This window comes from Streptococcus sp. Marseille-Q7087 (assembly GCF_965111935.1).
The window spans coordinates 448,048-461,711 of the sequence record NZ_CBCOPJ010000001.1 but is presented as its reverse complement, the minus strand read 5'-3'; the positions used below and the strand labels follow the sequence as shown (position 1 = coordinate 461,711).

Sequence of the window (13,664 nt, the reverse complement as noted above, 5' to 3'; positions counted from 1 at the left end):
AGATATAGTTTTCAATTATAGTTTTTCTCTAACTAGGTATAGCCTTTTTTTATATCACTATGAAGAGAAAACAGCCCTAAGGACTGTTTTTTCTTTAATAATGCATCAGCACTTTGTAATCGTAATCTCCGATAGCTTCACGGCCTTTAAGTTCATCAAGCTCAATCAAGAAGGCACAACCAGCTACGATACCACCAAGTTTTTCAATCATTTCGATGGTTGCTTTGACAGTACCACCTGTTGCCAAGAGGTCATCTACGATAAGAACACGTTGACCTGGTTTGATAGCATCTGCGTGCATAGTCAAAGTATCAACTCCATATTCTTTTTCGTAGTCAGCTGAAATCACTTCGCGTGGCAATTTTCCTGGTTTACGTACAGGAGCAAAACCAATTCCCAACTCAAAAGCGACTGGACATCCAACGATAAATCCACGCGCTTCTGGTCCTACGATCATATCAATCTTTTTGTCAGTAGCATATTGAACAATTTCACGAACAGCATAGCTGTAGGCATTTCCGTTAGCCATCAAAGGGCTGATATCACGGAACGTAATGCCTTCTTGTGGGTAATTTTCAATACTTGCAATGTAATCTTTTAAGTTCATAGCATTTCTTTCTTTTTAAGTTTTTACTCCCTATTATACCATATTTCCTAGAAAAGCAAAATAGAAAGAAGTCCTGAAACTTGGTCCAAGACTTCTCTTTTATTCTTCAATGTTGCTACTCACTAGCTCAATGAAGTTCCTACTTCTTTTTACTTTTAGAAGTTTGATTCCGTTGACGATTTTGTTGGATGCGCCACTCTCTCTCAAAGTAGGACATGGTTTCAAATACTCTCTTTGGCAAACCAACATCCAGCAAGTAGATTGGGATTTTCAAAACATTAGAATGCTTCACATTCGAAAATCTACTTCGTAGACGTCGCCATAGAGAGTTATTGTTCAAAAGATTTGTATCATAAAAATGAACATCAATAGTATAAAAATCTCTTGCATTTCTACTTCCCTTAATTTTCATAAGAGAAAACGTTTCTACCTGCCCCCAGGAATAAAACTGCCAATCTTTTTTAGGATGTGGCTTATAGGAAAAACCTTGGGCCGTACATTTCAAATACTCTTTATCTGAAAAAAGAAGTCGCAAACGTTCATACAAAATCCATCCAACAATGATGATTAAGAATAAGACAAAGAGTCTTAATGCCACCAATCCCACAGGTGCCTCCTTGGGATAGGTCATCATAAAAGATAGGATCCAAAGAAGAAAAGCTAACTCAACTAAGCAGAGAACAATAGTCCAAATGATTTTCTTACTACTCCATTTAATAATTGTTTCTTCCATTATGCCAACTCGCTTAAATATTCATAGCGTTCGTATTTTTCAAGGAGTGCTTCGTTTTTCTCATCCAGTTCTTTTTGGAGAGTAGCCAGCTTACCAAAGTCGGAACCATTTGCTTGCATTTCTTCTTCTATAGAAGAGATGCGGTTTTCCAAGGCTTCGATGTCACCTTCAATACTTGCCCACTCCTGCTTTTCTTGGTAGGTCATCCGTTTCTTTTCTTCACGGACCTTGACTACCTTTTCCTTCTCAGCTTTTTGACTTTGTGTTACTGCTTCTGCTTCAAAGGCCTTTTCATCTAGGTAGTCTGTGTAATGTCCAAAGAAAGGACGGATGGTCCCATCTTCAAAAGCGAGAATCTTAGTCGCAACCTTATCAAGGAAATAACGGTCGTGACTAACTGTCAATACTGGTCCTGCAAAACCTTGTAAGAAATTTTCTAGAACCGTTAAGGTCGCAATATCAAGGTCATTGGTCGGCTCGTCCAAGAGGAGGACATTAGGCTTTTCAAGAAGTAATTTGAGGAGATAAAGACGTTTCTTCTCTCCCCCAGATAATTTCTCAATCAAGGTACCATGCGTTGATCGTGGGAAAAGGAACTGCTCTAGCAACTCAGCGATAGATGTCGTAGAACCACCACTGGTCTTGACTTCTTCTGCCACTTCCTGCAGGTAATTGATAACCCGCTTACTTTCATCTAAACCTTCGATTTGTTGAGAGAAATAAGCGATACGAACTGTTTCACCGATAATAACCTCTCCTTCCGTTGGCTCAAGACTTCCCGCAATGAGATTGAGAAGAGTTGACTTACCAACACCATTATCCCCAACGATTCCGATACGGTCTTTGGCTTGAACTAAAAGGTTAAAATGTTGCAGAATCTGTTTGTCGTCATAGGCAAAGGAAACATCCTTGAACTCGATGACCTTTTTACCGATACGGCTAGTTTCAAAATTCATGCTCAAGTCTGTCTCAACACTAGTATCAGAAACTTCCTTTTTCAAGTCATGGAATCGATTGATACGTGCTTGCTGCTTGGTTGCACGAGCTTGTGGTTGTCTACGCATCCATGCCAATTCTTGCTTGTAAAGCTGTTCCTTTTTGTGAAGAAGCGCTGCGTCGCGCTCATCCTGTTCAGCCTTGAGACGAACATAGTCTTGGTAATTTCCTTGATATTCGGTCAAACCTGCTCTGTCCAACTCGAAAATTCTCGTTGAAAGAGCATCTAGGAAGTAACGATCGTGGGTGATAAAGAGAACTGTCTTCTTGGAATTTTTCAAAAAGAGGGTTAGCCACTCAATGGTGGCAATATCCAAGTGGTTGGTAGGCTCATCAAGAAGCAAAAGATCATGGTTGCCCAGAAGGACTTGCGCCAACTGAACCCGTCTTCTCAAACCACCTGATAGGGCTCCAACGGGAGTTGATAAATCCTGAATTCCCAACTTGCTGAGAACGGTCTTGACCTGACTCTCAATTTCCCAAGCTTGGAGAGAATCCATCTCCGCCATGACACGTTCCAAACGTACCTGCTTGTCCTCACTGTAGTTGAGCATGAGCAATTCATACTCACGGATTAGCTGGATTTCCTTGAGGTCACTTGATAGGACAGTATCCAAGACAGTCTTGCTGTTATCAAAATCCGGATCCTGGGTCAAGTAGCCAATCTTGTAATCATTCTTTGCTGAAAATGGGCTAACATCACCATCAAAACCTGAAACTCCAGAAAGCACATCTAAAAGGGTTGTTTTACCGGTTCCGTTGACACCGATAAGACCAATTCTGTCCAAGTCATGGATGATAAAGGAAATATCCTTAAAGACTGTCTTATCTCCAACGGATTTACTTAGTTTTTCAACGATAAAGTCACTCATTTTCTCTCCCTTAGGTAGTCATGGATGGCTTGACGGTCATTTTCCAATTCTCCATCAACAATAGCATACTCAATTTCTTCTAAAACATCCCCTAATTCAGGACCTGGCTGATAACCATATTCTTTGATGAGAATTCCTCCGTTGATGTGTATCTCTTTCTTATCATGAATGGTCAAGCCCTCGTAAGTTTCTTTGATAGCTTGCGGATTGACTTCTTTTCCTTGAGCTCGGCGAAGATTTTCAGCCTGTAAAAGCAACTCCAAATCAAAGCGGTAACAATCACGCTTGCCGAGTTCCCCTTCTTCTCGGAGAGCCAAAATAGCGAGCAAATCCTGTACCTGCTTGGCAAATTGACGTGATGTCTTCCAATGTTTTAAAAATTTTTGAACATCTTCCACTTTTAAAACCCATAAAAGTGCTGCCCAGGCTTGTTCAGAAGATTCAAAAGTGAAATCATCCTCTAAATCAAACAATGACTGGAGTTTATCCTGACTACCAGCCATATCTGGAAGATAATCATAAGCTTTACTTGCAATCATGGAAGACAGACCCACTCGCCAATGAGGGGCTAGTAGAAGTTTGTCAAATTCAACAAAAGTACGCTCCACAGAGATTTTCTCTAAGAGTGGCGTTAACGTCTTCATCGCTTCAAACGTTTCTTGCTCGAGTTCAAAACCAAGACTAGCTTGGAAACGAAATCCACGCATGATGCGTAAAGCATCTTCGTTGAAACGTTCGCTCGCTACACCAACTGCTCGCAGGACTTGATTTTCTAGATCTTGTAAGCCATTAAATAAATCGACAATTTCCCCTGTCTCATCTAAGGCAAAGGCATTAACTGTAAAATCACGACGCTTAAGGTCCTCTTCTAGCGAACGCACAAACGAAACTGAACTCGGTCTCCGATAGTCTACATAGACATCCTCTGTTCGAAAAGTGGTGACTTCGTACTCTTCATCTCCATCTAAAACCAAAACGGTCCCATGCTCAATGCCGATATCAGCTGTGCGTGGAAAAATCTGCTTGGTTTCTTCTGGATAGGATGATGTCGCGATATCCACATCATGGATAGGACGATTGAGTAGAGCATCCCTAACAGATCCACCAACAAAATAAGCCTCAAAACCTGCTTCTTTAATTTTTTCTAATACTGGTAAAGCCTTCTGAAATTCAGAAGGCATTTGTGTTAATCTCATAATAAGTGTTCTAGTCCATAGACAAGCTCATGACGCTTGACAACTTCTTTGATTCCCAAATTCACCCCTGTCATGAAGGAGCTACGATCATAGGAGTCGTGACGCAGGGTCAATCCTTCTCCTTGATTTCCAAAAATAACTTCCTGATGAGCTACCAAACCGGGCAAACGAACCGAATGGATACGCATGCCATCAAAATTAGCTCCACGTGCTCCAGCAATGAGTTCTTCCTCATCACTAGCACCTTGTTGGATAGATTCGCGAACTTCAGTCATCAATTCAGCTGTTTTAATAGCTGTTCCACTTGGAGCATCTTTCTTCTTATCATGATGCAGTTCAATAATCTCTACATTTGGGAAGTATTTAGCTGCCTGTGCCGCAAATTGCATGAGCAAGACCGCACCCAAGGCAAAGTTAGGAGCAATTAATCCACCTAAACCTTTGGAACGAGAAAAATCTTTTAGTTCTTCTATTTCTTGACTAGTGAAGCCTGTTGTTCCAACGACTGGAGCAAAGCCATTTTCAAGAGCAAAACGCGTATTCTCATAGGCAACTGCTGGTGTTGTAAAATCCACCCAGACATCTGCTTCAAAGCCCTCTAAGCCATCCTTATCGTTAAATACAGGAATTCCCTGCCATTCTGTTGCAGTTTCGAAAGGATCCAATACTGCTACAAGTTCAAGCTCAGGATCAGATAAAACCATCTGACACGCAGATTGCCCCATTCTCCCTTTAAAACCTGCGATAATTACTCGAATACTCATCTTTACTCCTATCTAAGATACAAAGCCTGTAAGAACACAAAGTGAAAATAGGAGTTCTGATCAAGGAGTTTCTTCTCCTTGGAAGAACTATCTTTTTCACACAGGGTTCCAGGCGTGTTCAATTCTAAGATACAAAGGACGTTAACTGCCCATGAAAAATAGGGAATGGCGCCGACTTTCCATGAAAGGCAAGACAGGCATCTTTTTTCAAGATGCAGATAGTCCGTGTTCAATTCTAAGATACAAAGCCTGTAAGAACAATCTAGACGATTGGTGTGTATGCTAAAGCGATACTTCCTTCTCCCAGGTGGGTTCCAATGACACTACCAAAGGTTGCAATCTCAACATCTGTAGCTACTCCACTATCTAGCAATAGCTGACGTAAATCGGCTGCTTTTTGAGAGGCATTCCCATGAATTACCATAATCTGGTAGTTTCCGTTACTTGTCACATCTTTGACAATTTCAACTAGACGTTTAGCTGCTTTCTTCTCTGTACGAACCTTCTCATAAACTTCGATAACACCTTGGTCATTGAAATAGAGGATTGGTTTAATGCTAAGAAGGTTTCCTAAAATAGCTGCACCATTTGACAAACGACCACCTTTTACAAGATGATTCAAATCATCTACCATGATAAAAGCAGAAGTATTTTCAATCTGTTCTGTTAACTTATCTAGTATAGACTGGAAGTCATCACCCTGTTCCACCCATTGAAATACACTCTCCACCATGAAACCTAGAGGAGCACTTGTAATACGAGTATCAGGAAAAGCAATGGTTAATCCTTCGAACTCATCCGTCATATATTGGATATTCTGATGAAATCCTGAGATTCCTGAAGAAAGGAAGAGACCCAGAACATGAGTATAACCTTTTTCTTTCAATGATGACAAAATTTCATCCAACTTAGCAATACTTGGCTGACTTGTTTTAGGTAGCTCAGATGAACGAGCCATTTTTTCATAAAATTCTTGAGCGGTTAGATTTACACCTTCAACATACTCCTGTCCGTCGATATTCACAGGAATGTCTAGCACAAATAAATCTTCTTTCCGCAAGGTTTCCGCTTGTAGAAAAGCAGATGAGTCTGTTATGACCGCTAATTTCATTCTTTAAAACTCCAAATTAATTCCTGGTAAATCTAGTGCAATTTCCGTCACTTCATAAGTCAAACGGTTTAGCATATCCAAACAAGGACGAGCAAGTGTCTCAACTTCTTCTTGAGTGAAATCACTTGGTTGGTCTACGATGCGACCTTCTACGTGGTTAACTTGGGAAATAGTGCCACTGATTACAAATTTATCAAAGACAATCATAAAGCTCAAAACAACTACGAGAGAAGTCACTTGGTTTTCTTGATCATGTTGAAGTAGTTGGAAGTTGACATCAACCTTTGTTTCAGGAATTCCGTTTTCATTTTCCCATTCAAAGTTACGTGCATCAAAGTGATACTGACTAACAAATTCTTGTTCACGTTTTAAATTCATCATATTCTCCATGGTTACAATTTACTTTGACATTGTAACATATTTTCTTATTTTCTGCTAACTTTCCTAAATTCCAATCTCTGTTTTCACAACTTCGGCAATAGTATCCACATAGTAGTCTACTTCTTCAGTTGTTGGAGCTTCGGCCATGATACGCAAGAGTGGCTCAGTTCCACTTGGGCGAACAAGGATACGTCCGTTACCTGCCATCTCTTCTTCCATCTTATCGATAATAGCCTTGATAGCTGGTACTTCCATGGCTTTTTCTTTCATGGCATTTTCAACACGGATATTGACCAATTTTTGTGGGTAAATCGTTACTTCTGAAGCCAACTGAGATAAGCTCTTACCTGTTTCTTGCATGATTTTGGTCAATTGAACCGCTGAAAGCTGACCATCACCTGTTGTATTATAGTCCATCAAGATAACGTGACCTGACTGCTCTCCTCCAAGATTGTAGCCATATTTTCTCATTTCTTCAACGACATAACGGTCTCCAACAGCAGTGACTGCCTTATTGATACCTTCACGATCCAAGGCTTTATGGAAACCAAGGTTGGACATAACTGTTGTTACAATTGTATTTTGTGCCAATTGACCTTTTTCAGAAAGGTATTTACCGATGATGTACATAATCTTGTCACCATCGACAATTTCGCCATTTTCATCAACCGCAATCAAACGGTCGCTGTCCCCATCAAAGGCTAAACCAATGGCAGATTGACTTTCTTTTACAAGTTCTTGTAAGGCTTCTGGATGAGTTGAACCAACATTCAAATTGATATTAAGGCCATCTGGTGTTTCACCGATAACTGTTAATTGAGCACCCAAATCTGCAAAAATTTGACGAGCACTTGTAGAAGCGGCTCCATTTGCAGTATCCAAGGCTACCTTCATCCCTTCAAGAGGAGTTCCAGTTGAAACGAGGTAGGCTTCATATTTACGCAAGCCTTCTGGATAGTCAACAACAGTACCTAAGCCCTCTGCACTTGGACGTGGTAGAGTATCTTCACTCGCGTCAAGCAAGGTTTCGATTTCTGCTTCTTTGTCATCGTCTAGCTTAAAGCCGTCACCACCAAAGAATTTGATACCATTATCAAGGGCTGGATTGTGGCTTGCAGAAATCATAACCCCAGCACTTGCTCCCTCAGTTTTTACCAAGTAAGCAACAGCAGGTGTTGCAAGAACTCCAAGCTTATAAACGTGAATTCCGACTGAAAGGAGCCCAGCAATCAACGCTGCTTCAAGCATTTGACCTGAGATACGAGTGTCACGTCCTACAAAAACCTTAGGCGCTTCTGTCTCATGTTGACTAAGAACATATCCTCCAAAACGGCCTAGTTTAAAGGCCAATTCTGGCGTCAATTCTACGTTTGCTTCTCCACGGACTCCATCCGTTCCAAAATATTTACCCATTTTTATAATCCTTTTCTAGTTTAATATTAATTTTGCTTTGAAGTATCTGGCTTCGTTTCTGCTGCTGTCGTTGATGAGTTTTCAGCAGTTGAAGCATTACTTGTTGTCGTTGAACTATTTGTTGTTCGGACTGGTTTAGTTATTACTTTCATAGTAACCTCAAAAGGAGTAATAACTGTTGGTAAAACGGTCCCATTCTTGTCGACAGCTTGTAAAGGTACTGACCCTGAATAATTCCCAGTTATTTTTTCACTCGTTGGCAAAACTGCAACAATACGATCAATCTTAGACAGTGTATCTGCATCACTAGTTACTGAAACTTTTTCATCTGAAACAGTAACTCGCTCGATTATAATACGCTCATCGATTTGACTAGAATCAATTTGAGGAACAACAGGTATATTATCTCTAGTGACCTTCTTACCAATTTTGACTGTAATTTTTTGTGGCGTTGCTACAGCCGTTAAACCACTTGGGAGATTTTCAATGGTCAAGGGAACTTCGATTGTTCCTTCTGTGGCTTGTGACAAATCCGCAGTCACTTTGAATTTACGAGTGCTTTCTTGCATCTCACTAGCCAAGGTCACTCGATTGGATCCAGTTAGAAATACAGTAACTTCTGAGCTGAAACCACTAATAAAATACTGCTCACTATCGTACTGAATATCAATCGGTACATTGACTACCGTATTGGTATAGGTTTCTGTTCGAACTGGTCTTGCATTATTATTATTTTGATAATTAATGGAGGTAGCGTAGATAAATAAAACGCAAGCAAAGAGGAGCGAGGAGATGATATAAAGGCTATTTCTTTTCATTGTTCCACCCTCCAAAAATACGTTCTCTTAAAGTTGGTTCTTCTGAATCCTTAGGTATCAAAATACGACGTAGTTCTTTCTCGAATTCTTCCAAACTTAGATCATGTTTAAAGACACCATTGTAGGTGATGGATATACCCCCAGTTTCTTCTGATACAACAAAAGTAAGGGCATCTGAAACTTCTGATAAACCAATGGCTGCACGGTGTCGTGTCCCAAACTCCTTAGAAATACCAGTGTTCTCAGTAAGTGGAAGATAAGCAGATGTTACAGCTATTCGATCACCTTTTATAATGACTGCACCATCATGTAAAGGTGTGTTTGGGATAAAGATATTGATTAAGAGTTCTGCAGAAATTTTAGCATCTAGAGGAATCCCTGTGGAAATATATTCCTGCAAGGTTCTGACACGCTGAACAGAGACCAGTGCTCCTATTTTACGTGGACTCATGTATTCAACTGCCTTGACAAAAGCCTGAACCATCTGTTCTTCTGAACTCATTGGAGTAGTGGAAAAGAAATCCGTAGCCCTACCTAATCGCTCCAAACCTGTCCGAATTTCTGGAGAAAAGATAACAACCGCTGCAATAACTCCATAAGTAATCAATTGGTTAATCAACCAGGAAATAGTCGTCAAGCCCAAAAAATTAGCCGCAATCTGAGCTAAGATAAAAACTAAAACGCCTCGAACCAGAATCATAATCTTGGTTCCTGCAATTGATTTTGTAAATTGATATAAGATATAAGCGACGATTAGAATATCAATCACATTTATCGCAATACTCCAAGGACTGGAAAACAAACTAGACCAGTATTGAAGATTAGATAATTGCTGAAAATTCATCCTGTGTCCCCTCTCCAAAAAAGCTTCTCTTCATTATACCATTATTAATGGAAATTTTCTCCCCCCTACCTCATTTTAAATTGGTAGAAAATATGATAGAATAAAATGATAAAAATGAAATAAGGAGAAACCATGTCTGAATTATATGATATTACCATCATAGGGGGGGGCCCAGTTGGTCTTTTCGCAGCCTTTTATGCAAATTTACGTCAAGCTAAAGTACAAATCATTGACTCTCTTCCTCAATTAGGTGGCCAACCTGCCATTCTTTATCCTGAAAAACAAATCCTTGATGTCCCAGGTTTCCCAAATCTCACTGGTGAAGAACTAACGAATCGCCTCTTAGAACAACTAAAAGGTTTTGATACACCAGCACATCTCAATGAAACTGTTCTTGACATTGAAAAAGAGAATGATATTTTTAAGATAACAACTACTAAAGGTATTCATAGTAGTAAAGCTGTCATCTTCGCTATGGGGGGAGGTGCCTTTAAACCGCGTCCACTTGAATTGGATGGTGTTGATAGTTATGAAAATATCCATTACCACGTTTCTAACATTCAGCAATATGCTGGACAGAAAGTAACCATCTTGGGTGGGGGAGACTCTGCTGTGGATTGGGCCATAGCTTTTGAAAAGATTGCTCCAACTACACTTGTTCATCGTCGAGATAACTTCCGGGCCCTCGAACATAGTGTCCAAGCCCTTCAAGAATCATCTGTTAGCATCAAAACACCATTTGTGCCAAGTCAACTTCTTGGAGATGGAAAAACTCTTGACAAGCTTGAAATCACAAAAGTCAAATCCGATGAGATTGAAACCATTGAGTTGGACCACCTCTTTGTCAACTATGGCTTCAAATCATCAGTTGGTAATCTTAAAAACTGGGGACTTGACCTTAACCGTCACAAGATTATCGTTAACAGCAAGCAAGAATCAAGCCAAGCTGGAATTTACGCTATCGGTGACTGCTGCTACTACGATGGTAAGATTGACTTGATTGCAACAGGTCTTGGTGAAGCACCAACTGCTGTAAACAATGCCATTAACTACATTGACCCTCAACAAAAAGTGCAACCAAAACACTCTACAAGTCTATAAGAAAAGAACCACGAATCCTAGGATTCGTGGTTTTTACAGTTCATCAGCAATTTTATTAATCTTTCTCAGTCGATGATTGACACCACTTTTTGTGAGTGGATTTGTCAAACTGTCTGCCAATTGTTGGATAGAGTAGTCCGGATGTTGAATACGCAAATGCGCTACTTCCTGCAAATCTACTGGTAGGCTATCTAGACCTACGGTATCAATGATTTTACTGATATTGTTGATGGTTTTCATGCTCGCAGAAACCGTACGAGCGATATTAGCTGTCTCTGCATTATTAGCACGATTGAGATCATTCCGAGTTTCTCGGAGAATCTTGACGCCTTCAAAAGTATCTCTCGCCTCCATGGCTCCCACTAAAATCAGGAAATCCATAATATCTTCCGCTCGCTGAAGATAGGTCACTGCCCCCTTTTTTCGTTCGATAACCTTTGCATCTAGCAAGAACTGCTGCAAGAGCGAAGCAATCCCTTGGGCGTGGTCTAGATAAACCGAACTAATTTCCAACTGATATTTCCCTGACTCGGGATCACGAATGCTGCCATTCGCTAAGAAGGCTCCACAGAGATAGGCACGACCTGCTTCCTCATCTCCTAAAATTTCTGGATCAATCCCAGTCTCCAAACCAAAGAAAGAATCGGCCAAACGCAAATCTGCTAAAAGTTCCTGGACTCGCTCATCCGTAAATACAGTATAGACGCGATTTTTCCGTAGATTACTTCTCTGGTGGTGACGAATCTCAGACTTGATGCCATAAAAGTGCAAGAAAGATTCATAGAGATGACGGGCCAACTTAGCATTTTCTGTAATGACGGACAAGGTCAAACCAGAGCTCGATAAACCAATACTACCCGACATCTTGATAATAGCTGACAATTCATGACGACTCAGGTGATGCTGACTTAAAATTTCTTCTTTTACTGCTACTGTAAAACTCATTTTCTCACCTGTATGATCCGCATGAGCTCATCTACGATTAAATCACCATCGTGAAAGGCTCCCCCATTTTCCAAGCGTAGAAAGTTGGATGAAATGACACGTGGGACTTGCTTACGCAAACCTTCAAAATCATGCTCAACCTGCACCAAATACTCATCAAAACGGTTGGTATCCATATAGTCCCTCGGAACCTTTTTGATATTAACAAGGACAGTATCGATAAATGGACGGCCCAAATGACGATGCAAGACTTCTACGTGATCACTATCTGAGAAATGTTCTGTCTCTCCACGTTGAGTCATGATGTTGCAGACATAGGCAATTTCAGCCTTAGTTTCCAGAAGAGCCTGACCAATTTCTTCAATAACAATATTAGGCAAAATCGAAGTAAAGAGCGATCCCGGTCCCAAAACAATCATATCACTCTCAAGAATGGTATTGACAACACGACGGCTAGCCTGCGGTTTTTCATCATCTAGAGTGTTTGTCACATAGACATGGTCAATCATACCTGGATGATCTGCAATGTGACTTTCCCCAGCAACTTCTGATCCATCTTTAAAGACAGCATGGAGTGTCAAAGGATGGTCACTTGATGGGAAAATCTTCCCTGTAGTATGGAAAAATTTACTCAGCAATTGCATGGCATTATAGGTTGAGCCCTGCATTTCAGATAATCCAGCTATGATAATGTTTCCTAATGGATGACCAGCAAAAGCACCTGCATCCTCTGAAAAACGGTATTGAAAGACCTTTTCATAGAATTTTGGCATATCTGACATGGCTACAAGGACATTACGTAAATCCCCTGGAGGTGTCAACTGTTGAATGTTTTTACGCAATTCACCTGAAGAACCTCCATCATCAGCAACAGTTACAATGGCTGCAATGTCGACATCCTTTTCCCGTAAACTTTTTAAAATAACTGGGATCCCGGTTCCACCACCAATCACCGTAATTTTGGGTTTTCTCATGAACGGTTTACCGTTTCCTTTCTTCGGTCTTTATCACGATGACTTTCATTTACAGGCCAAGTTTTAGATAGGTCAGTTGCTAAACGCTTGGCAAAAGCGACACTTCTATGCTGTCCACCAGTACAACCAATCGCAATAGTTAAGACTGATTTGCCTTCTTTTTTATAGCCTGGTAGGATTGGTTCAACCAAGGCTAACAAATGATGGTAGAAATCTTCAGATTCCTCATGGTTCATGACATAGTCATAAACTGCCTGGTCTTCACCTGTCTGATTGCGAAGTTCTGGCAGATAATAAGGGTTTGGCAAGAAACGAACATCAAATACCAAATCTGCATCAATCGGAATGCCGTATTTAAAGCCAAAAGACATGACCTCGATACGGAAGGACTGAGTTTGTTCTTGGTCCGAGAATTGTTCTGCAATAGTCTTGCGAAGTTCACGAGGAGTTAACTCTGTTGTGTCAACCACATTTTGGCTCATGTTTTTTAATGGGGCTAAGAGTTCACGTTCCAGCTTGATACCGTCCAAGATACGACCATCAGCTGCAAGAGGGTGACTTCTTCTAGTTTCCTTATAACGTGCCACCAATTCCTTATCAGCAGCATCCAAAAAGAGAATCTTGAAATCCAAATCATCTTGATTTTCCAATTCATCCAAGACAGCCTGAATCTCTGAGAAGAAAGAGCGGCTTCGCATATCCACCACTAGGGCTAACTTATGGTCGTCATCCTTGGTCTCTACCAACTGCAAAAACTTTGGCAATAGAGCTGGTGGCATATTATCAATCGTAAAATATCCTAAATCTTCAAAGGATTGAATGGCTACAGTTTTCCCTGCACCACTCATCCCTGTTACAATCACCAGGTGAAGTTGTTTCATTGTCATCATAGTCTCCTTATATCAAAAG

General features: G+C 40.5%; 14 protein-coding genes. 1 reads left to right on the top strand and 13 read right to left on the bottom strand.

Going from position 1 to position 13,664, the window contains the following annotated elements; all coding sequences use genetic code 11:
• Positions 1-94: 94 nt before the first annotated feature.
• From ACWPVF_RS02415 to cdaA, 10 genes are all read right to left on the bottom strand, one after another.
• Positions 95-607, bottom strand: coding sequence for an adenine phosphoribosyltransferase (locus tag ACWPVF_RS02415; protein ID WP_006145170.1), 513 nt, complete (start codon positions 605-607; stop codon positions 95-97).
• 139 nt (positions 608-746) lie between these two features.
• The gene (locus tag ACWPVF_RS02410) at positions 747-1,340 is read right to left on the bottom strand and encodes a hypothetical protein (protein WP_454384482.1); all 594 of its coding nucleotides are present in this window, start codon (positions 1,338-1,340) and stop codon (positions 747-749) included.
• The gene (locus tag ACWPVF_RS02405) at positions 1,340-3,208 is read right to left on the bottom strand and encodes an ABC-F family ATP-binding cassette domain-containing protein (protein ID WP_454384480.1); all 1,869 of its coding nucleotides are present in this window, start codon (positions 3,206-3,208) and stop codon (positions 1,340-1,342) included. The genes ACWPVF_RS02410 and ACWPVF_RS02405 overlap by 1 nt, the downstream gene beginning before the upstream one ends.
• Complete coding sequence (locus ACWPVF_RS02400; RefSeq protein ID WP_454384478.1) at positions 3,205-4,404, bottom strand: CCA tRNA nucleotidyltransferase; 1,200 nt, start codon at positions 4,402-4,404, stop codon at positions 3,205-3,207. The genes ACWPVF_RS02405 and ACWPVF_RS02400 overlap by 4 nt, the downstream gene beginning before the upstream one ends.
• The gene (gene dapB / locus ACWPVF_RS02395; protein WP_454384476.1) at positions 4,401-5,168 is read right to left on the bottom strand and encodes a 4-hydroxy-tetrahydrodipicolinate reductase; all 768 of its coding nucleotides are present in this window, start codon (positions 5,166-5,168) and stop codon (positions 4,401-4,403) included. The genes ACWPVF_RS02400 and dapB overlap by 4 nt, the downstream gene beginning before the upstream one ends.
• A 262-nt stretch (positions 5,169-5,430) precedes the next feature.
• On the bottom strand, positions 5,431-6,279 hold the full coding sequence (locus ACWPVF_RS02390) for a DegV family protein (protein WP_045614198.1): 849 nt from the start codon (positions 6,277-6,279) through the stop codon (positions 5,431-5,433).
• A 3-nt stretch (positions 6,280-6,282) separates the two neighbouring features.
• Positions 6,283-6,657, bottom strand: a complete 375-nt coding sequence (locus ACWPVF_RS02385; RefSeq protein ID WP_045614200.1) for a DUF1149 family protein — start codon at positions 6,655-6,657, stop codon at positions 6,283-6,285.
• Between the two features lie 66 nt (positions 6,658-6,723).
• On the bottom strand, positions 6,724-8,073 hold the full coding sequence (gene glmM, locus ACWPVF_RS02380; RefSeq protein ID WP_454384474.1) for a phosphoglucosamine mutase: 1,350 nt from the start codon (positions 8,071-8,073) through the stop codon (positions 6,724-6,726).
• 26 nt (positions 8,074-8,099) lie between these two features.
• Entirely contained in the window at positions 8,100-8,891 is a 792-nt protein-coding gene (locus ACWPVF_RS02375; RefSeq protein WP_045614206.1) for a CdaR family protein, read from the bottom strand.
• Positions 8,878-9,735, bottom strand: a complete 858-nt coding sequence (gene cdaA / locus ACWPVF_RS02370) for a diadenylate cyclase CdaA (protein ID WP_454384472.1) — start codon at positions 9,733-9,735, stop codon at positions 8,878-8,880. Before cdaA ends, ACWPVF_RS02375 begins: the two co-directional genes overlap by 14 nt.
• 132 nt (positions 9,736-9,867) lie before the next feature.
• On the opposite strand from cdaA, the gene ACWPVF_RS02365 reads away from it, so the two are divergent.
• The gene (locus ACWPVF_RS02365) at positions 9,868-10,836 is read left to right on the top strand and encodes an NAD(P)/FAD-dependent oxidoreductase (protein ID WP_414256140.1); all 969 of its coding nucleotides are present in this window, start codon (positions 9,868-9,870) and stop codon (positions 10,834-10,836) included.
• A 33-nt stretch (positions 10,837-10,869) separates the two neighbouring features.
• Here the strand turns inward: ACWPVF_RS02365 and whiA are convergent, their stop codons facing one another.
• From whiA to rapZ, 3 genes are read right to left on the bottom strand one after another with little or no spacing between them, the layout of a single operon-like run.
• A complete protein-coding gene (gene whiA / locus ACWPVF_RS02360; protein WP_006152058.1) occupies positions 10,870-11,781 on the bottom strand; it encodes a DNA-binding protein WhiA in 912 nt (303 codons plus the stop codon).
• A complete protein-coding gene (locus tag ACWPVF_RS02355) occupies positions 11,778-12,755 on the bottom strand; it encodes a YvcK family protein (RefSeq protein WP_454384470.1) in 978 nt (325 codons plus the stop codon). The genes whiA and ACWPVF_RS02355 overlap by 4 nt, the downstream gene beginning before the upstream one ends.
• Positions 12,752-13,642: an RNase adapter RapZ gene (gene rapZ, locus ACWPVF_RS02350; protein ID WP_454384468.1), complete on the bottom strand. Its 891-nt coding sequence runs from the start codon at positions 13,640-13,642 to the stop codon at positions 12,752-12,754. The genes ACWPVF_RS02355 and rapZ overlap by 4 nt, the downstream gene beginning before the upstream one ends.
• Between the last annotated feature and the right edge of the window lie 22 nt (positions 13,643-13,664).